Consider the following 21,274-nt stretch of genomic DNA (forward strand, 5'->3'; position numbering starts at 1 on the left):
CTACATTGAGTATTACAATCAGAAAAGAATCAAGATCAAACTAAAAGGACTAACTCCGCTTGAATATCGGCAGTTAGTCCTCAGTTAATAGCTAATATAAAGTGTCCTAATTTTGGGGTTCACATCATAATGATGGCCGTTTTACTATTTGGAGCATTTGTTTCGCTACTAGCGGAAACTTTTCTCAATAACGCTCTCCCCGCAATAATGGCTACGTTTAAAGTTAATCAATCCACTGCTCAATGGCTTACTACCTCTTATTTATTGGTCGTGGGATTGATGATTCCCATGTCAGCTTGGGTCTTTGAATCCTTTAATTTAAGACAAAACTTTTTAACAATGATGCTAATCTTTTTTACGGGATCAGTCATTTGTATTTTTGCTCCTAATTTTGCCACATTACTAGTCGGCAGAATTATTGAAGCTGTGGCGGCCGGTAGTTTAATGCCATTTATTCAAAACGTCATTTTGATTATGTTTCCTCCTGCAAAAAGAGGCATGGCAATGGGAATCACTGGTTTGGTAATTGGATTTGGTCCAGCTGTTGGTCCCACGATTTCGGGATTAATCTTAAAGTATGCAGACTGGCAAATGCTTTTTATCATTTTAAGTATTGCCAGTGGGTTGGTAGCTATTTGTACTGTATTTTGTATTCAAAATATCACTCAACCGCGCAAAAGCAATACTGATTTAATATCGTTTATTGAATCTATTTTGGGCTTTGGCTTAATCTTGTATTCCCTGTCTGATATCGGGAACACTGGCAAAATTACAATTGCAATAGCTGCCTTCTTTATAATAGGTCTGCTAATTATGCTGTTATTTTGTCATCGGCAGTTACATATGAAAAAACCTTTGCTTAATATTAGAGTTTTTCAAAATTTAAAATTTGATTTGTGTACTTTACTAAGCACTATCAGCAATATTTCAATGGTAGGAATTGAATTAGTTTTACCATTATATTTACAAACTACTAGACAAGAGAGTGCATTAACTTCTGGTTTAGTAATGATGCCAGGAGCATTGTTAATGATCATTTGCAATCCGGTTTCAGGAACTTTATTTGATAAGTTTGGTATTAAAAAATTGGCACTTTTTGGTTTTACTATGCTTTTATTAGGCACATTACCAATGGTTGTTTTTAATAGCAATACTAGTCTTGTTTTAATTAGTTTATGTTACGCGCTACGTATGGTGGGAATATCATTTACCATGATGACCACTTTTACTGCGGGTATAAATGTTGTAGAACCCCACATGACGGCACATGCAAATGCGGGTTCATCTACAGTCAGACAAATAGGTGGCTCACTTGGCACAGCATTATCAATGCTGGTAATTAGTTTGTGTGCAGGTGGTACATCGACTGCGAATCTAGCAACTGGATACCGTTGGGGCTTTGTTTTAATGCTGGCTTTTGCAATTATTGGCTTTTGCAGTTCGCTATTTTTGCCTCAAAAAGAAAATTAAATAGTTTTCATTAGTTCAACGTGTTAAGCCGCTTAAAATAATTCCTTCCTATATGTTAGACCAAAATAATATTATTCTGCTTAGATAATTATGTGTATAGTTAAAACGACCTAGACCAATTAATTTAAGCTAGATCAATTTTTATGAAAACGGTATTATAAAACTGCTGGTTACTTATAGTTAGGAATTGACTGGCAAACATTGAACTATTCTATAAAGCACGTAAAAATAAATATTAGCTGAGGAAGTGAAAATTAATGAAACTAGATAAAACTAATGAAATTTTAGATGAGGTTGTCCCTTTAACTCAATATGCTTTTTTAAAAACTAATGATCTGAAAAAAGATAATAATTTTATGAGTTGTTATCAGCACAGTGACAGTTATGGCATTTTTCATGATGGTAAACTTGCAAGTTATATTATGGCGATTCATTTTGCAAGTCAGATTTTTGATCATCAAATTAAAATGTCAGGAGTTGGCTATGTCTCCTCATATCCGGAAAATCGCGGCCATGGAGATATTTCCAGGCTAATGAAAGAAATACTGGAAGATCTTCATGACGAAGGTGTTTCGCTATCTAATTTGGCACCATGGTCGGAAACATTTTATCGGCAATATGGTTATGAAAATACTATTTATCAAAAAACCTATAGTATTGAACCTGCAATGTTCAAGTATTTCAAGTTACCCAAGGTCGGTAAAATCTTAAGAGGCAAGTGGGGTAATCCGACATTAAGTAGTTTGATAAAAGAGCTATACCAAAAGCAAATTGATGCAGGTGAGGAACGTAATACGATTGTTAGAGCAAAATGGTGGTGGCACAGACTCGAAACATATTATCCTGGCAGATATGTTGCTATTTATGTTGATGAAAATCAGGCTCCTCAGGCCTATATGTTTTATCGTTTTGTAAATAAAAAATTTAAGGTTGACGAAGTCTATTATACAAACGCGACTGCTATTACTGCATTGCTTAATTTTATTGGTGGTCATATATCTTCCTGTACTGAGTTTGAAATTACAGCACCAGAAGATTCATTGCTTGAGGAATATTTTCCTGATCAAAGCGGCTTAAAAATTAGTGTCCAGCCTTACATGATGTCAAGAATCATTGACTTTGGAAAAATTGTGTCTAGCGTAAAGTTTGCTAGTGAAAAAACTGCCAATTTAGAAGTTACAGAGGATGGGATTTGTCCGTGGAACTGCGGTGTCTGGCATCTGGTAAATGATTCTGGTGAAACCAGTTGCGTTAAAACCAGTGCCAAACCTGATTTTACTGGGTCAATAACTAACTGGACGAAGGTTTTACTAGGCCATTTGACTTTAAAGCAAGCAATAAAGTTAGGGCTAATTAAAAAATTGAGTTCCAGTAAATTGGAATTTTTATCTGGTAAAGTGAGTTTTTATGACTATTTTTAACTGAAAATTGTTTCTAATTAACAAAGTAGCAGTTGCATAAATTATGCGACTGCTATTTTTTTGCTTAAAATGAACGATTTTGCAGGAAAATGACAAATTATGAATGAAAATGATTGCTTTTAATTATCAAAGCGCATAAAATACTCGCTGGGGTGAAATATATGTTAACGCCTGAAAGGCAAAAAGTGATTGAGGATTTCGTTAATCAGCATGGCTTATGCCGTGTTAGTGATCTCTGCTCAATAACTTCAACTTCAGAGTCAACCATTAGACGAGATCTAAATCAATTAGCTGAAAAAGGCTTGATTAAACGGGTGCATGGCGGTGCCCAGTCAGTCAAAAGTTTTACTCATGATGTGTCACAACATATTCGGTTTTCTATGAACCATAATGATAAAAAACTGATTGCTCAATATGCTGCTGCAAATTTTGTGCATCAAGATGACTATATTTTTATTGATGCAGGAACAACAACATATGAGATGGTTCCTTTTATTGCTGATATTCCACAAGTAACCGTTGTGACTAATGGCTTAGAAACCGCACTTTGTGCTATTAGCCATGGAATTGAGACTATACTTTTGGGTGGTCGAATCAAAGAAAATACTCATGCGGTAGTGGGACAAGCTGCTCTGAAGCAACTGCAGGGGATGAATTTTTCTGCTAGTTTTGTAGGCACAAATGGACTTGATTACCGTGGCAATCTAACCACACCCGATACTGAAGAAGCCGCAATTAAAAAAATAGCAATTGCTCAGGCTAATCAGACATATATTTTGGCCGATACTTCTAAAATTGGCGAGTGTAGTTTTGCCACTTTTGCCCAAGTCAAAAACGTCACAGTTCTTACTACTGCGTTAGGTGCAAAAGAAAAAGAATTACTGCCTGCCAAAATTAAACTGAAGGAGATTTGCTAATGATTTATACAGTTACCGTTAATCCTGCTTTGGATTATGTAATTCAATTAAAGCAGGTTAACCGTGGTGAAGTTAACCGCGCTAATAACTGCTCGTTTTTGGCGGGTGGTAAAGGGATTAACGTTTCACAAATACTCAACCAGCTGGATATTGATAATACTGCCTGGGGTTTTGTGGGTGGCTTTACTGGCAAAGAGCTGGTACGCCAACTTAATCAGCGGCGCATTGTTAACGACTTTGTTACTATTTCTGATGTGACCCGCGTCAATGTGAAGGTGCACGCAGAAGAGGAATCTGAAATTAATGCCGCTGGGCCTAATATTACAGAGCAGGAAATAACTGCTTTTAAGGCGCGGCTAAATGACTTGCAAAAAGGTGACATAGTAGTTTTAAGTGGTTCATTAGCTCCTAGCTTACCAGTAGCTTTTTACAAAGAACTTTTGCCTACTATTAAAGAAGCACAGGCAGATTTTGTGATTGATACTACCGGTCAGGCTTTACTTGATACTTTGAGCTACAAACCACTTGTAATTAAACCCAACCATCATGAACTGGCTGATTTGTTTAATACTACTTTTAATTCTGATAAAGAGATGCTTGAGTGTGCGCGCAAATTGCTTGACATGGGTGCCCAAAATGTTATGGTCTCCATGGCCGGCCAGGGCGGTTATTTGATAACCCCTAAGCATTTTTATCATGCTAAAGCAGCTGTTGGAACTGCAGTCAATTCGGTTGGTGCCGGAGACTCGATGATAGCCGGCTTTGTTGGCACTTATGTGAAAACAAATGATCCGGCAGCAAGTTTCCGTATCGGTATGGCCTGTGGTGCTGCCACAGCTTTTACTAAAGATATTGCCGTTAAAAGTCAGATTGATGCGGTGTTGCCGCAAATTAATGTTGAAGAAATTTCGTAAATTGAGGAGAATTTAAATGAAAATTAAAGATATTTTGGCTCCTGAATCCATGATTATGGCGCTTAAAGCGACTAACAAAGAAGATGCCGTTAAAGAAATGGCTGATTTAGAAGTCAAAACCGGCATCGTCAATGACGAAGATGAATTCATTAAGTCAATTTGGGCTCGTGAAAACGAATCTACCACCGGTATTGGTGATGGAATTGCGATGCCGCATGCTCGGAATAAGACAATTAACAAAGCGCGCGTGCTTTTTGCTAAAAGCGAACAGGGGATTGACTACAATTCCCTTGATGGTCAACCAGTTCATTTATTCTTTATGATTACTGCGCCAGATGGTGCCGACAACACTCACTTACAAGCTTTAGCTAAATTGTCCGGGTTGTTAATTGATCCTGATCTGGTTAATGCTCTCAAAAAAGCCCAAACTCCTGAAGAGGTAATCCAGCTTTTTGAAAACGCAGAACAGCAAAAGGATGAGGCTAAAAAAGCCGAAAAAGAGCAAGCCTCAAGTGCTAGTGAAAATGATAATGATAAGGAAGAAAAGCCTTTAATTGTCGGCGTTACCGCATGTATTAACGGTATTGCCCACACCTATATGGCCCAAGAAGCTTTAATCAAAGCTGGTAAAAAACGTGGCGTTGATGTGCGCATTGAAACCAACGGTTCAGAAGGTGTTAAGGATAAGTTGACCGCTGATGAAATTAGCCGCGCTCAAGGGGTTGTTATTGCGTCTGATAAGAAAGTTGACATGCCTCGTTTTGATGGCAAGCCGTTAATTTCTCGTCCCGTTGTTGACGGTATCAACAAACCTGACGAACTGATTGATAACATTTTGAATTCTAAAGCTAGCGTTTACCATTCAAACGGTGAAAAGAGCAGCGATGATAGTGACAATGCTAAAGAAGGCGTTTGGGGCTCAATTTACAAGAACCTCATGAACGGTGTTTCCCACATGTTGCCATTTGTTATCGGTGGCGGTATCTTAATGGCAATTTCCTTTATTGTGGAAAACTATGCTGGTGGTCCAAAATCTCCTGCATTTATTTTCTTGAATAATGCTGGTAACATGGCCTTTGCTTTCATGGTACCAATTTTGTCAGGTTACATCGCTGAATCAATTGGGGACCTGCCGGCATTAATGCCTGGTTTTGTCGGTGGTTTTATGGCTACGGTCTATAGTGGTGCCTACGGTGGTGCTTATGTTGCCAATGTGGTAACTAATGCTAAATCACCTGCCGGTTTCTTAGGCGGTCTGGCTTCTGGATTTATTGCTGGTTATTTAGTAGTCGGCTTAAAGAAATTGTTTGCTAAATTGCCGAAGTCTCTTGAAGGAATGAAGCCAATGCTCATTTATCCAATCTTGAGTCTGCTCTTTATTGCTCTTATCATGTACTACATTGTTAACCCAATCTTTAGTGCCGTTAACTTCGCCATTACTAACTTTTTAAACCAAATGGGTACGGGCAACTTAGCTGTTTTGACAACTATTTTAGCTGCCATGATGTCAATTGATATGGGTGGACCTTTCAACAAGGCTGCTTACGTCTTTGCCTCTGGTGCTTTTGCCAACGACCCGCATTCAACTGTTGCTGCTGTAATGATGGCTGCCGTAATGGTTGGCGGTATGGTACCACCATTTGCGACTGCAATTGGTACGACTTTCTTTAAGAATAAATACACTTTAGATGAACGCCGTGCAGGTTTAACCAACTGGATTTTAGGTTTTTCCTTCATTACAGAAGGTGCAATTCCGTTTGCTGCAGCTGATCCTGGACACGTTCTGCCTTCATGTATCATTGGTTCTGCTGTTGGGGGTGCCTTAGTGGGCATATGGCGCATTGGTGTTCCTGCACCTCACGGTGGTCTCTGGGTGTCTCCACTTGCTAACCACATTCTACTGTACTTTGTTGCTACTATCATTGGCTCCATTGTTGCAGGTGTCATCTTAGGTTTGTGGAAAAAGCCTGTTGACAAACAAGATCAAAAATAAATTCGACTTCAGATATTATTGAGAAATAAAAAATATGCACTAAGCTGTTAATTGGCCTAGTGCTTTTTTTCTGGCTAAATTGTTTACTTACTCTAAAAGCGTGCGAAATTTTCGCACGCTTTTTAAATTAATGGCAACAACTATGCTATCTACTGCTAGCAATAAAACTGTAATATAACTATAATGGTACGCTATTTTAAAGCAATTCGTTTTTAGTGTATAATGGTTATTAATTGTAAGTAACTTCGGCTTTTTACTGCAATTAATTAATAAGTTGCCGTGTTAATTAAGATAACACTTCAAAATGAAAAGGAATGACAACATTAGTGAAATTTACTAGATTAAAAAAGATATTTACTGCAATTACCTTATTCGGCTTAATTCTTTTGACGTTAGGTGCTTGTTCGCAGAAACCACATAAAAGTAATAAAATTACTATTATGACCACTACAAATATTTATTCTGACATTGCTCAAAATGTAGTGGGCAAATATGGTAAGGCAGAAGCAATAATTACCAAGTCATCTGTTGATCCTCATGACTTTCAACCTACCACCAATGATGCTAAAGTATTATCAAATGCTGACATAGTAGTGGAAAATGGCTTAGGTTATGACAGCTGGATGGACAAATTGGCTTCTTCAGTTGATAAAAAGCCGGTGCGCGTTGGTGAAGACCTAATGGGCTTAAAAAAAGGTGATAATCCTCATATCTGGTTTGATTTGACTATGCCTACTAAGTATGTTAATTACTTAGTTAAGCGGCTCAGTAAAAAAGATCCGCAGCATGCTCGTTATTACCGTAAAAACGGGAAAAAGTATTTAGCCCAGATTGCTCAAATTCAGAGATCAGCGGCTAAATTAAATCATCAGGTTAAAAAACCAATTTATGTTAGTGAGCCTGTTTTTGATTATGCCTTAGAATCTGTTAATATTAAAGTGGCAAACAAGGATTTTGAGAAAGCAATTCAAAACAATACTGACCCTAGTCCAGCTTCCGTTCAAAAAATGACTGAAGGGATCAAAAAACAAAAAATTGCATTTTTTGTGGACAATGAACAGACATCTAGTTCAACTGTTACTAACTTTTTGAAATTGGCTCAAAAACAAAATATTCCTGTTTTAAAAGTAAGAGAAACAATTCCGGATAATACAAATTATTTAGATTGGATGAAGGATAATTATCAAAACTTGGCTGAAGTAGCCCGAAAGTAGTTATTATGAGGCGATGAAAATGAAGAAATTAATTGCTGTTTTGGCATTGGGAGCAACTGTTACAACCATGGCAGTACCACAGCCGGTGACAGTTCAGGCTGGTACAATTAATGACACTGCAAAACAAAATAGTTATAGCGGTGTAACATTTGCGGAACAAATATTGGCGCAAGAGGGTATTAAATATAATGACTTTACTGCTGCCAATCCAATTAATTATCGCAACGGCAAGCCCGAAGGTGTTGTTATTCACGAGACTGCTACGCCTAATGCTACAGCACGCAATGAAGCTATTTATTTTAATCGTGAGTGGATGAATATTTACTCCTATGTTCATGCTTTTGTGGATAAGACTGGCGTTATTCAGATGACGACTCCTGATTATGGCGTTTGGGGTGCAGGTCCTGTAGCCAATAATCGTTTTATTCAAGTGGAATTATGTGAGGAAAATAATCTTGCTGATTTTGCCAAAGGTGTCAACAATGATGCTGTTTATGTGGCGCAGCTTTTGCACAAATATAATTTGGTACCGGATAATGCCGTTCATGATGGTAAAGGTACAATTTGGTCTCATCATGCTGTATCTACATTTTTAGGCGGAACTGATCATACTGATCCAGATGGTTATTTTGCCAAATGGGGTTACTCAATGGATGACTTCTTTGAGCTGGTTAAATATTATTATGATCAAGGGGCATCAGCAATACCTACTGCTCCTGTTGGTAGTAGTCCGGTAGCTACACAGGTTCCAGCACCGACAACACCTGTTGCACCCGCTAAAAAACCTGCAGTTTTGCCTAAGCCGGTTGCTACCAGGACTTTGATGCATAATGCGCTCGTTTATGATGAAAATGGGCTAGCAACGGATTTGCCAACTAAAAAAGCCGGTTCCAAGCTAACTATTTATGGTAATCTAACAATTAATAAACGGAAATATTTACAAATAGGTATTAATGAATACGTTGTAGCCAGCAATGTAGAAGGTAAACTTCGACTCTTAGGGCATAATGCCTATATTTATGACGGTAATGGCCAGCGGGTTGGCACAAATAAGCTGTATCGTGGAAACTATGTCCGCACGTATGGCGGCCGCGTAAAAATTATGGGTCGTAAATATTACCCCATTGATGTTAATCAATTCGTCAAGGTGGGCAATTTTAAATAATAAAAGTGGGAATAATGCAAATTGTCTGATATTTTAGAAGTCACTAATCTCTCAATGAGGTATGACAAAAATACTGTTTTCAATAATTTGAATTTTAAGTTAGAAAAGGGTTCACTTACTGCCCTTTTAGGCCCAAACGGTACAGGAAAAACAACTCTAATTAACATTCTAATGGGTATGTTGACACCTAGTGCAGGTGAATTTAAGTTTGCGGATGATGTTCGGCTGGGGTATGTGCCTCAGTTTCGCAACATAGACGCGGAATATCCGTTATCAATCGAAGCTTTTGTGGGTCTAAATGCCCCTGTTATCAAAAATAGTGCAACTAAGAAGGCAATAAAAAAGCAACTAGAGGAAACTAACCTGTATCAAATTAAAGATACTCGGATGGGCGAGGCTTCTGGTGGTCAAAAGCAAAGAGCTTATTTAGCACAAGCTTTGCTGGATAATCCGAATATGATTATTTTAGATGAAGCTACAGCAAGTCTTGATCCTGTTGCTAAGGATGAATTGATGAAGTTAATCAAGCATTTGAATGCGAAACATAAAATAACGGTCTTGTTTGTGACACATGATGTGACATTAGCTCACAAGTATATGCAAAATTATTTATATTTAAACCATGGTCAAATTGAACATGGCGAGATGTCTCAATTTAAGGAGGCATATGAATAATGTTTGCCTACGGCTTTATGCGTAATGCCTTTCTGGCAAGCACATTTATTGCCATAACTTGTGGTACAGTTGGTGTCTATGTAGTTGCGCGCAATTTTAGTTTTTTAGCACATACACTGTCTGAAATTGGTTTTGCTGGAGCTGCGTTTGCAGTTTGGCTCGGAATTGGACCATTGTGGGGGATGCTGCTATTTACTCTGTTGGGTTCGATTAGTGTGGGGGAACTGTCGCTTCACAGCGAGCAAAAAGAATCCTCAATCAGTGCAATTTCAGCTTTATTTACGGGCTTGGGTGTTCTTTTTCTGGCAATATCCGGTGCAAACAGCAATTATGCTACTAACATCTTGTTTGGTAGCATTATCGGAGTTGACCATCAAGGCGTAATTCAACTAATAGTTTTGTCCGTAATAGTGTTGTTAATGATTTTTAGTATTCAGCGCCCACTAAACTTTGATTCTTTTGACCACATTGGCGCTCTTGCTCATGGGGTAAAAACCGGAGCAATCAGCGTAATTTTTTTAATAGCTTTAGCAATGTCCGTTTCAATCGGCGCGCAAATAGTGGGCTCTCTTTTAGTATTTATTTTATTGACTTTGCCACCTGCTACTGCTAATTATTTGGGCAAAACTATCCCGTCAATGATCGCTTGGTCTGTCTTTTTTGCTTTAATTGGCGTTTGGCTCGGGTTATATCTGGGTTATATTACTAATTTGCCTGTAACCTTCTTTATAGCTGTGATTGAAGTAGCAATTTATCTTGTTACTTACTTCACTCACATCATTAAGCATAAATTATAGTAAAACTGGTTAAAAGGATAAAACAGCTATTATTTTTGTGAAAAAATTATAGTATAATCCCTGTTATTTAAACTTTTCTTTTAAAAATTCACTAACTTTTGTATGCATTTACATGTATAATAAAAAGCGGAAATAATAATAAAGAAGGAGTCTTAATAATGACATATTATTATAATGGTTTTCCACAAAGCGAACGTAATGAAGCTTTAAATATGGTCAACCTCGATGAACTGGAGGAACGGGCAAAGGAAGTCATGCCTGAAGGGGCATATTACTATATTGCTTCGGGATCTGAAAATGAATGGACTTGGCGTAACAACACTACTGCTTTCAACCATTTTCAAATTGTACCGCGTGCTCTGACAAACATGGATCATCCGCAATTAGATACTGAATTTATGGGCATGAAATTGAAAACACCGGTGATGATCTCACCTATTGCTTGTCATGGTATTGCTCATAAAGATGCAGAAATTGCTACCCAAAAGGGGGCAGCAGCTGCTGGTGCACTCTTTTCATCCAGTACATATGCAAATAAGAGCGTTGAAGATATTGCTGCTGCAGCTCCAGATGCACCGCGCTTTTTCCAGCTTTACCTCAGTAAAGACTGGGACTTTAACCAAATGGTCTTTGATGCGGTTAAGAAAGCCGGCTATAAAGGAATTTTCCTGACAGTTGATGCGCTGATCTCTGGCTTTCGTGAAGCTAACCTTAGAACTAACTTTGCTTATCCTGTACCCCTAGATTTCTTTACTCGTTACCAAGGTGCTAAAGGCGAAGGTCAAACTGTAGCTCAAATGTATGCTTCTTCGGCGCAAAAGATTGGCCCGCAAGATGTTAGACGTATCAAGGAAATGTCTGGCTTACCAGTATTTATTAAAGGTGTTGTTTGTGCTGAGGATGCTTATATTGCTATGGGTGCCGGTGCTGATGGTATTTATGTTACTAACCACGGTGGTCGTGAGGTAGATTGTGGCCCCGCAACAATTGACATGTTGCCAGAAATTGCGAAAGCTGTTAATCACAGGGTTCCGATTGTCTTTGACTCCGGTGTTCGTCGTGGTTCGCACGTCTTTAAGGCTTTGGCACTTGGAGCTGATATGGTGGGTATTGGCCGTCCATATCTATATGGTCTAGCACTTGGTGGTGCCAAGGGTGTTCAATCAGTTATTGAACAACTTAATCAAGAACTGTTAATTGACATGCAATTAACTGGCTGCAAGACAATCGACGATGTTAAACATGCTAAGATTACTCATATTAATTATACGGCTGATAACTTAAAGTCAAATACTGATCCTTCAAGAGTTAAGCCATATCCTGTAACTGCTGAAAACCAATTGAAGAATAATGGTTCAGATGCTGTAACTGGTGCTTCTCAAGCTTAATTAATTTGAAATGTAAATAGTAAAATCGCTCTATATACTAGTTGCTCTTACTAATAAATAGAGCCTTTTTTTATTACTTAAAAAAATATTATTATTAAGTAATAGTTGTAATTCTATTTTTATATCTTTATAATTGTCATAATAAAAATAAAATTTAGGAGGAAAATTATGAAGAAAGCGTGGAAATTGCTTGAAACTTTGTTGATAGCAGTCATAATGCTAACCCTGTTACCCCAAACTGCAGTAGCTGCTAAAGGACAAACTGAACAAAGAACTGACAATTATCTACGAAAAGTCCGACAAAAAGGCGAGCTAGTCATGGGGACTAGCCCAGATTATCCTCCATATGAATTTGTCAAAAATATTAACGGCAAATCTAAGATAGTAGGTATGGATGTTGAAGTAGGGCAAAAAATTGCTCATGATATGGGTGTTAAGCTTGTAGTGCGATCAATGGACTTCGACTCTCTTTTGGTCGGCCTTGAAACTGGAAAAGTTGACATGGTCATTGCCGGAATGAATGCAACACCTAAAAGGGCTCAAAGTGTTGCCTTTAGTCAACCATATTATAGAAGTGATCAAAAATTACTGATAAGAACAGAAGATAAGGGCAAATATCATAATTATAAGTCTTTTGCCGGCAAATCAATTGGTGCCCAAACTGGCAGCATGCAGGCGACAATGCTTAAAAAACAAGCCAAAAATGTCAAACTTAAAACTATGGATAAAGATAACGACTTGGTTTTAGGATTAAAAACGCATAAGGTTGATGCTGTGTCTGTTGACAAGGCAACGGTTGAGGCTTTTGCTCAAAATACGGCTGGCGTGATGGTAATTCCGGCAGGTCTAAAGACCGAGTCATCTGCAACCTCTATTGCTTTTCATAAAGGAGCTAATAGTTTAGTCAAAGCTGCTAATAAATCAATTGCGGAGATTAAGCAAAAAGACTTAATCAATAAGAAATATTTGCCAAAAGCCGGCAATTACTTAACAGGTGGTAAGACGAAAAAAGAAGTTAAAGCCTCCAATTCAATGTGGGCTTATAAAGACTTCTTTATTGCGGGAGTTGGCTATACCTTACTTATTTCCGCCATTTCTGTCTTTTTCGGTTTCTTATTAGGTGCGATACTGGCATTTATGCGCTTAGGACATAATCAAATTGCCCGTTCGCTTGCGACAGCGTATGTGGAATTTATCCGTGGTACACCGTTAATGGTGCAATTACTCTTTATTTATTTTGGCTTAGGGGTGGTGATCAATATTCCGGCTTTACTGTCTGGTATAATTGCAGTTTCCCTTAACTCTGCAGCTTATGTAGCAGAGGTAATTCGCTCGGGTATTAATTCGATTGCTGTGGGCCAGACAGAGGCTTCTCGTTCTTTAGGCTTGTCACGGACAGCAACGATGCGTTACGTTATTATGCCGCAAGCAATGAAGAATATTTGGCCGGCTCTAGGAAACGAATTTGTTTCTCTAATCAAGGAAAGTTCCATAGTCTCGGTAATAGGCGTCAAAGATTTGATTTATCAGTCACGGGTGGTCCAGGCTGATACCTATCGTGGAGTTATGCCATTGGTAATCACAATGATCTTATACTTTATCATTACTTTTGGTTTATCCAGCCTAATGAAAGTATTTGAAAGGAAAATGAATCATGACTAACGCAAAACCTGTAATTAAAGTTGAACACTTGCAGAAAAAGTTTGGCAGTAACGAAGTCCTAAAAGATATCAATGCGCAAGTAAATGAAGGTCAGGTTATCTGTTTAATTGGTCCTTCAGGAGCTGGTAAAAGTACGTTTTTGCGGTGCTTAAATTTACTAGATCAACCATCTTCCGGCAAAGTGATTTTTGAAGATAAAGAATTAACTGCTTTAAGTGAAGACCAACTTGATAAATTGCGTGAAAGAATGGGCATGGTTTTTCAGCAGTTTAACTTGTTTCCTCATATGAGCATTATTGAAAATATCAAATTGGCACCTATGAAGGTAAAAGGAATGAGGGACAGTGATGCTAAAGCTAAGGGACTTGAGCTATTAGATCAAGTAGGTCTGGCTGACAAGGCAGACGCTTTTCCAACCAGCCTTTCCGGTGGCCAGCAGCAAAGGGTTGCTATTGCCCGTGCCTTGGCAATGGATCCTGAAGTAATGCTCTTTGACGAACCAACTTCGGCGCTTGATCCAGAAATGGTAGGAGAAGTACTTAAAGTCATGCAGGACTTGGCCCAAAAAGGGATGACAATGGTCGTTGTAACTCACGAAATGGGCTTTGCCAAAAATGTTGCGGATGAAGTATGGTTTATGGCAGACGGCTATATTCAGGAAAAAGCTGCACCACAACAATTCTTTGCGCAGCCACAAACTCCGCGTGCCCAGGACTTTTTAGCCAGAGTATTGGAAGCATAAACATTTAAAAATTAACCTACCTGCTGGCAATTTAGCCAAATAAGGTAGTATCAAAGGTAAAGCGTAAAAATTTTTACAATTTAAAACCCACTTTCAGTTAAAGAGAAAGTGGGTTTTGATGTAAGAAATTATGATTTACATATCAGTTATATTATTTGTCAGCAAAACTTGCAAGTGTTATTTAAAATTATTTTGGACAATTTTCTTAAATTCAGCTAGACGATTGGCGAAAGTGGTGAAGGCCTCTTCCAAATAATCAGGCTTAGTCATATCAACTCCTGCTTTTTTCATAATTTCAACTGGGTAGTCGCTGGAACCAGCTTTCAAAAAGCCAATGTATGCTTTTCTCTGCTCAGCAGTACCATGCACGACATTATTGGCCAGAGCAGTGGCAGCAGCAAAGCCTGTAGCATACTGGTAAACGTAGAAATTATAATAGAAATGAGGAATTCTGGCCCATTCTTTAGCAATTGCTCCTCCTGGCTCGACTGCATCACCGTAATAGCGCTCATTTAATTTGCCGTACATATCGTCTAAACGATCGGCAGTTAAAGGCTCACCCTCAGCATCCAGTTCATGAATGCGCTGTTCAAACTCAGCAAACTGCGTTTGTCTAAATAAAGTGCCTTTGAAAGAGTCTAAATAATAATTTAAAACAAAAGCGCGGGTTTTAGGGTCAGTGATATGTGCTAAAAAGTATTCTGTTAGAATATTTTCGTTCGTAGTTGAAGCAATTTCAGCAACAAAGATAGGATAATCGCCATAAACATATGGCTGATTTTGTCTCGTATACATACTGTGAACGGAATGACCTGTTTCATGAACCAATGTGTACAATGAATCAACATTGTCTTCCCAGTTAAGTAGTTCATATGCATCCGTATCATAGCAGCCGCCAGAATATGCACCGGTAGCCTTGTTCTGTGATTCAACCACATCGATTACCCGATTGCTAAAAATGTAGTCAACCTGCTTTAAATAATCCTCACCTAATGGCCGTAAAGCTTTTTTAGCCTCTTTTTTGGCTTCATCAAAGGTGTAAGTTAAAGCCGGTTTGCCAGTTAACGGAACATACATATCCCACATTTGCAAATCGTTCAAGCCTAAAATTTGTTTGCGTAAAGCTACATAGTCATGAAGAAGGCTTAAATGCTGGTCTACCTCATTAATTAAAGTATCGTAAACAACTGTTGGTACACCATTTTCGTTCATTGCACATTCACGTGCTGATTGATAATGATGAACACGGGCATTATAGTTATGTTCCTTTACTGCACCAGAAAGGGTAGCAGCCAGAGAATTTTCAAACTGACCGTATGTGGCGTACATTGAATCAAATGCATCTTTTCTTACTGTACGCTTTTGAGATTGAATCAATAAAGAATATAGGCCGTCAGAAAGCTGCACCATTTCCCCGTCGTCGTTTTGGGTGTAACCATACTCCATGTCCGAATTGGTCAACACGTTATAAGTGTTGTCAGAAGCAGACAATGCATCTCCAGCATCTGCAATCAGTTTTTCTTCTTTGGCGGACAAAGTATAAGGCCGCATTCTGGTAATCTGATCAAGTAAATGATTATAATTGACCAATCTTGGTTCTTCTTGTTTAAAGGCCGCTAATTTTGCGGTAGAAACACTTAAAATTGCAGGATTCATAAAAGCGGTGGCTGCTTCAAATTGACTGGCTAATCCTTGTACTTGAGCAACATAACCTAAATAGTGTGCGTTTCCAGTGTCAACATCACTGGCTAAAGTAGCATAAGAGTAAACTTTTTCCAGCCTTCTGCTAAGTGCTAAAATTTTAGTTATCCCATTATATAATGATGTACCTGATGTAACAAAATTTTCTTTCAAGGTGCTTAAAACTGGTATTTCTTTTTTTAGACGTGTATATTCATCTTCCCAGTCAGCATCTGCTTTAAATATTCTAGTTAGGTCCCATTTTAGATTTGCGGGAACTTCACTTCGTTTAGGAATTGACATTTAAAATCTCCTTTTTTGATATATATAATTAAATTATACTAAAGAATAAAAAATAAGATATTATTAATTATAATTGATATTATTTTAATTCAAGTTTGAAAGTGTTAAAAATAATAGATGGAAAAATACGAAAGGGATTAAATAGAGGAATGGATCCAAATTCAAAACGCAGAGAAGATTACCATAAAGGACATTCTTCTCTAAATCTTCATCGTAATCATGCTTTAGCAGAACCAACCAAAGCATTCAAGGGCAGCGTTTTCGCACGGATTTGTGGTATTGTGGCTGTTTTGGGTGTTTGCCTGGGTCTGGCTTGGGCAGCTCACATGTATTTTGCTTTGCACAGCGCAATTGATGGTGATAGTGGCAACTATGCCACATCTGCTCGTATTGCTAACAGACAACCAATCTCAGTTTTGATTCTTGGGGTTGATCAAGGACTTGAAGGAAGACATGATAAGGGCAACTCGGATACTTTGATTTTGGCTACTGCTAACCCGGCTAAGAATAAAGCAACAATGACTTCTATTCCTCGTGATACCCTTGCTAATATTTTAGGTGATCCGGGAAACAAGTACAATATGTTTCGGGTTAATTCAGCCTATGGAATTGGCGGCAGTTCTGCTTCCATGAAAACTGTTTCTGCTTTAATTGGTGTTCCTATTCATTATTACGTAGAAGTTAACATGAAGGCGCTAAAAAGCTTAGTCGATGCCGTTGGCGGTGTTGATGTTAAAGTCCCGTTTAAGTTTTCATATGATTGGTGTGATTTTCATAAAGGAAAGCAACACCTAAACGGACGTCATGCTGTGGCTTATGTTAGAATGCGCCATGATGATCCTCGAGGCGATTACGGCAGGCAAATGCGCCAAAGGCAAGTAATTACCGCAGTTGTCCACAAGGCTATCTCCGTCGATTCAATAGCTAATTACCGCAAACTGGTTAAGATCTTTTCGAAGTATGTTAAAACCAATCTTACCTTTAATGATATGTTAGCCTTAGCTTTGACATATCGCGGCTGTTCCCAAAATATTTCCAGCGGTTATATTCAAGGACATGATGCTTGGATTAACGGTTCTTCTATTCAGGTGGCATCTACTAAAGAACTACAGAAGGCTTCTGACAAGATCCGGACCAATCTTGACTTGGATAAAAAAATATTGGATAATGATGAAACGAAGCTCAACAGGCTGAATGAGCAGAACAATAACATTAAATGGCAGGATCCAAGTCCGTTTACTAACTATCAGATTTACCGTTCAGTAGTAACTGATGAGTCAAATAACAGTTCGGATGGAACTGGAACAAGTGGAATTAATTCTGGTCAATAAGTGTTCTCGGCAAAGGAGGATAAAATATGCGTAAGCAATCTGTGATTTTAGTTGTTTATGGTGTGATATCAGCTTTTATTGCTTTTATTGCCACAATTTTCATCTGCTTACGCACATTGCACTGGTCTTTACCGGTTGCTGTTTTAGTGGCTAGCATATTTGCCTTATTTTTCTTTGCTCTTTCATGGTTTCGGGGTCATGCTTCCGTTGAAATAAAACGGATTGCAAGTAAATATCACTTATCCGATAAGGATTTAGCCGAAATTACGGGAATGAAAGCAAGTGATTTTCCAATATATAATAACAAGCTGCAATTAATCTTGCCTAAGCGCTATTGGCCAAAAATATTGGATGCCTTGCAGAAATATGAACAAGAAAGAATGTAAAAGTGGGCAAATTGCCCACTTTTTTATTGCATGCGTTTACAAATTAAACTGATAGACAAAGCGGACTGCTTTACTTTTTACAGTACTACTTATCTTACTATTTAGGGAGTTGCATAATGAGTTTATTAACAGTTAAAAACTTAGGACAAGGTTTTGAGGATAAAACTTTGTATGAAAATGCCAGTTTCGTTCTCAATAAAGAAGACCATATGGGTGTCACTGGCCAAAATGGGGTTGGCAAATCCACTTTGATTAAAATTTTAACTGGTGAAATACTGCCTGATGAAGGTCAAGTTAAATGGCAAAATAAGGTAGCAGTCGGTTATCTCGACCAGTATGCTAAATTGCAGCAAGGCGTGACAATTCGGCAGTTTTTGCGCACAGCTTTTACTCCTCTTTATCAAAAAGAACAAGAATTAAACTCACTTTATGAGCAATATGCAACTGAAGGATCTGATTCCCTACTCGCAAAAGCGGGTAAACTGCAAACTTACTTAGAGGAAAATAACTTTTATAATATTGATACAGAAATTGAACGTGTTGCTTCTGGCTTAGGCCTGGCTGAATTGGGATACGATCATGATGTGAGCCAATTGTCAGGTGGTCAAAGATCAAAAATCATTTTAGCTAAATTGCTGCTGCAAACTCCGGCTGTTTTACTGTTAGATGAACCAACTAACTACTTAGATGTTGCCCACATTGACTGGCTGGTGGATTATTTGAATGATTTTGAGGGTGCTTTTATTGTTGTTAGTCATGATTATGACTTTTTAAACAGAATTGCCAACTGCATTATTGATATTGATCTGGGCACAATCACGCGTTATACCGGTACATTAAAGCAGGCAATGAGGCAAAAAGAGGCTAATCGGGAAACTTACATGAAGGCTTATACTAACCAGCAACGCAAAATTGCTAAAACGGAAGCATACATCCGTAAAAATAAGGCTGGAACCCGGTCGAAAATTGCCAAATCACGGGCGCGTCAGTTGGCAAAGATGGAAGTGCTGAATCCACCCAAAAGCAATCATAAACCGCATTTTGCATTTCCTTATGTAGCAACAGCAGCTAATTTACTTTTGCAAACACAGGATTTGTTTATCGGCTATGACCAGGCGCTGGTAAAAGAAGCTTTTAATTTTTCAGTTGGAAATAATGAAAAAGTTGCTATTACTGGCTTTAATGGGATTGGTAAAACCACGTTATTAAAAACGTTGCTGGGGCAATTAGCACCCATTTTCGGCACCTATAAATTATCAGAAACTGCCAAGATTGCTTACTTTAAGCAGGAATTGACCTGGCCTAATAACAATATGACTCCTTTGCAATATCTGCAGGAAAATTTTGAACAGATTAAGCCTAAAGAATTAAGAAGCGCTCTGGCAAAACTAGGTGTTACCGCTCAGCAGGCAATGAGCCCTTTAAAAAAATTATCGGGTGGTGAGCAAGAAAAAGTTAAACTGGCTAAAATGTTGTTTGAACCTGCTAATTTATTGTTTTTAGATGAGCCTACCAACCATTTGGATCGTGATGCAAAAGATGCACTTAGGCAAGCTATCGTTAAGTTTCCTGGCGGAGTCATTATCGTTAGTCACGAACGAGACTTTTTCCAGGGTAACTGGGTTGACAAAACTATTGATATTGAAACGATGAATAAACTTTGAGGTGAAAAATGAGTGCTGAACAAAGTGAATTGTTTTACCAGGATTTACTTGCTACCTGTTTAACTGCCGGTGAGCTAATGATAGAAGGGGGCAGTGAAATGTATCGTGTTGAAGATACAATGCTGCGAATTGCCAAAAGTGCTGGAGAACCCGATCCGCGAGTCTTTGTGGTACCGACAGGCGTTTTTATGAGTCTTGATCACGGCAATTATTGTCAGAGTATTTTAGTACATGAACGCAATATTAATCTTGAGTTGGTTGATCGGATTAACTCATTATCGCGCGCTTTTGCGGATAAAAAAATCACTTTGCAAGAAGTTAAACGGGAAGTGGATAAAATTGCCCACGGTGGTTTTCCCACATTTCCCTTATGGCTGCAAACTATTGGCGCTGCGGTTTTAAGTGCCACGCTGATGGTAATGTTTATGAATAATTACGACTGGGTTGATTTTCCGGCCGCAGCTATAGTTGGAGCAATCGGATTTCTCTCTTTTTATTATTTTAAACGTTTTACCAACGTTAAGTTTTTGGCTGAACTGGTTGCTGCCCTGGTTATGACAGTTGTAGCAGCTGGTTTAGTTAATCTTTTTCCCAAAATGATTATTGACAATATTTTAACTGGAGCGTTGATGCCACTAGTGCCGGGTCTGGCACTGACTAACGCTCTGCGCGATTTGTTTAAAGGTGATATTCTTTCAGGAATGGCGAAAATTTGTGAGGCCTTGCTCACAGCCTTTGCGTTAGGCGGTGGGGTTGGTATTGTGTTAAAGTTTTTAGGAGCATAAAAAATGCCTTTTTGGTTAGAAATAGTAATTAACGTTGCCTTTGCTTATTTAGCTTCTGTTGGTTTTGCCCTAACAATCAATGTTCCGCGGCGAGTGCTTAATTTAGCTGGTGTGAGCGGTATTATTAGCTGGATTATCTATTGGCTGGCAATGAGAGCATCAATGGGACGGCTACTTTCAAACTTACTTGGGTCTTTTGCCATTGGCATTTTAGGAATAGTTTTTGCCAGGATAAAAAAGTGTCCGGCTACTGTCTTTTATATTCCGGCAATTGTGCCTCTAGTACCAGGAGTTCCTGCTTATCAGGCGGTGCGAGAACTAACCTCGGGCAACTTGAGTGGAGCTAATGATGCGGTTTTACGTGTAATAATAGTAACCGGCTCAATTGCTCTCGGGATGCTCTTATCAAGTATGTGTGTGGAAATCTTTTTCAGGATAAAAAAATTTTACAAACATCATTCGAATAAGTATAATAATTAATGCGAGTCGACAAAAACGCGAGATGCGTATTTGTGTGAGGACACCCGCCTTAAGTGGCAGGCACGGGAAGTGCTGGTGGTTGACCAACCTGATGTGAACAGAAGTAGTCACCTGTTATTAATAACGGGCCTCGATTTAAAAAAGAGCAGATTCTTAATTGTGATATGACCCCCAAATTTAGGACAAATTTGGGGGTCATTTTTATGTCTAAATTATCTAAACAAGATAAAATTGAAATCTATCATCTTTGGCACGATTATCAAATAAGCCCTGCTGAGTTAAGTCAG

General features: G+C 38.4%; 19 protein-coding genes. 18 read left to right on the forward strand and 1 reads right to left on the reverse strand.

Annotation, left to right across the window (positions count from 1 at the left end; translation table 11 throughout):
- Positions 1–4 precede the first annotated feature (4 nt).
- From GYV61_RS09915 to GYV61_RS09360, 13 genes are all read left to right on the forward strand, one after another.
- Positions 5–88 (forward strand): IS3 family transposase, encoded by an 84-nt coding sequence (locus GYV61_RS09915; protein WP_370520801.1) that lies wholly within the window; start codon positions 5–7, stop codon positions 86–88.
- Positions 89–129: 41 nt separating this feature from the next.
- Positions 130–1,470, forward strand: coding sequence for an MDR family MFS transporter (locus tag GYV61_RS09305; protein WP_174795588.1), 1,341 nt, complete (start codon positions 130–132; stop codon positions 1,468–1,470).
- A 257-nt stretch (positions 1,471–1,727) separates the two neighbouring features.
- Entirely contained in the window at positions 1,728–2,891 is a 1,164-nt protein-coding gene (locus GYV61_RS09310; RefSeq protein ID WP_174795589.1) for a GNAT family N-acetyltransferase, read from the forward strand.
- A 161-nt stretch (positions 2,892–3,052) separates the two neighbouring features.
- A complete protein-coding gene (locus GYV61_RS09315; RefSeq protein ID WP_110446583.1) occupies positions 3,053–3,808 on the forward strand; it encodes a DeoR/GlpR family DNA-binding transcription regulator in 756 nt (251 codons plus the stop codon).
- Positions 3,808–4,722: a 1-phosphofructokinase gene (gene pfkB, locus GYV61_RS09320; protein WP_174795590.1), complete on the forward strand. Its 915-nt coding sequence runs from the start codon at positions 3,808–3,810 to the stop codon at positions 4,720–4,722. Before GYV61_RS09315 ends, pfkB begins: the two co-directional genes overlap by 1 nt.
- A gap of 16 nt (positions 4,723–4,738) precedes the next feature.
- Positions 4,739–6,715: a PTS fructose transporter subunit IIABC gene (locus GYV61_RS09325; RefSeq protein ID WP_174795591.1), complete on the forward strand. Its 1,977-nt coding sequence runs from the start codon at positions 4,739–4,741 to the stop codon at positions 6,713–6,715.
- Between the two features lie 314 nt (positions 6,716–7,029).
- Entirely contained in the window at positions 7,030–7,929 is a 900-nt protein-coding gene (locus GYV61_RS09330) for a metal ABC transporter solute-binding protein, Zn/Mn family (protein ID WP_174795592.1), read from the forward strand.
- Between the two features lie 13 nt (positions 7,930–7,942).
- A complete protein-coding gene (locus tag GYV61_RS09335; protein ID WP_174795593.1) occupies positions 7,943–9,094 on the forward strand; it encodes an SLAP domain-containing protein in 1,152 nt (383 codons plus the stop codon).
- Positions 9,095–9,148: 54 nt separating this feature from the next.
- Positions 9,149–9,769, forward strand: coding sequence for a metal ABC transporter ATP-binding protein (locus tag GYV61_RS09340; protein ID WP_174795601.1), 621 nt, complete (start codon positions 9,149–9,151; stop codon positions 9,767–9,769).
- The gene (locus tag GYV61_RS09345; RefSeq protein ID WP_122026496.1) at positions 9,769–10,566 is read left to right on the forward strand and encodes a metal ABC transporter permease; all 798 of its coding nucleotides are present in this window, start codon (positions 9,769–9,771) and stop codon (positions 10,564–10,566) included. The genes GYV61_RS09340 and GYV61_RS09345 overlap by 1 nt, the downstream gene beginning before the upstream one ends.
- Positions 10,567–10,724: 158 nt before the next feature.
- A complete protein-coding gene (locus tag GYV61_RS09350) occupies positions 10,725–11,954 on the forward strand; it encodes a lactate oxidase (protein ID WP_046325514.1) in 1,230 nt (409 codons plus the stop codon).
- A 168-nt stretch (positions 11,955–12,122) separates the two neighbouring features.
- Positions 12,123–13,616, forward strand: a complete 1,494-nt coding sequence (locus GYV61_RS09355) for an ABC transporter substrate-binding protein/permease (RefSeq protein ID WP_174795594.1) — start codon at positions 12,123–12,125, stop codon at positions 13,614–13,616.
- Entirely contained in the window at positions 13,609–14,358 is a 750-nt protein-coding gene (locus GYV61_RS09360) for an amino acid ABC transporter ATP-binding protein (protein WP_174795595.1), read from the forward strand. Before GYV61_RS09355 ends, GYV61_RS09360 begins: the two co-directional genes overlap by 8 nt.
- A 177-nt stretch (positions 14,359–14,535) precedes the next feature.
- Here GYV61_RS09360 and pepF read toward each other — a convergent pair whose 3' ends face one another.
- Complete coding sequence (gene pepF / locus GYV61_RS09365) at positions 14,536–16,341, reverse strand: oligoendopeptidase F (protein WP_174795596.1); 1,806 nt, start codon at positions 16,339–16,341, stop codon at positions 14,536–14,538.
- Between the two features lie 149 nt (positions 16,342–16,490).
- On the opposite strand from pepF, the gene GYV61_RS09370 reads away from it, so the two are divergent.
- From GYV61_RS09370 to GYV61_RS09390, 5 genes are all read left to right on the forward strand, one after another.
- Complete coding sequence (locus GYV61_RS09370; protein WP_174795597.1) at positions 16,491–17,672, forward strand: LCP family protein; 1,182 nt, start codon at positions 16,491–16,493, stop codon at positions 17,670–17,672.
- Between the two features lie 26 nt (positions 17,673–17,698).
- Positions 17,699–18,058 (forward strand): hypothetical protein, encoded by a 360-nt coding sequence (locus GYV61_RS09375; protein ID WP_174795598.1) that lies wholly within the window; start codon positions 17,699–17,701, stop codon positions 18,056–18,058.
- A gap of 116 nt (positions 18,059–18,174) precedes the next feature.
- Positions 18,175–19,722 (forward strand): ABC-F family ATP-binding cassette domain-containing protein, encoded by a 1,548-nt coding sequence (locus tag GYV61_RS09380; protein WP_174795599.1) that lies wholly within the window; start codon positions 18,175–18,177, stop codon positions 19,720–19,722.
- 8 nt (positions 19,723–19,730) lie between these two features.
- A complete protein-coding gene (locus tag GYV61_RS09385; protein WP_174795600.1) occupies positions 19,731–20,507 on the forward strand; it encodes a threonine/serine exporter family protein in 777 nt (258 codons plus the stop codon).
- A 3-nt stretch (positions 20,508–20,510) separates the two neighbouring features.
- Positions 20,511–20,987 (forward strand): threonine/serine exporter family protein, encoded by a 477-nt coding sequence (locus tag GYV61_RS09390; RefSeq protein ID WP_046325506.1) that lies wholly within the window; start codon positions 20,511–20,513, stop codon positions 20,985–20,987.
- Positions 20,988–21,274 lie beyond the last annotated feature (287 nt).

It is taken from the genome of Lactobacillus melliventris (assembly GCF_013346935.1).
Lineage (GTDB): Bacteria > Bacillota > Bacilli > Lactobacillales > Lactobacillaceae > Lactobacillus.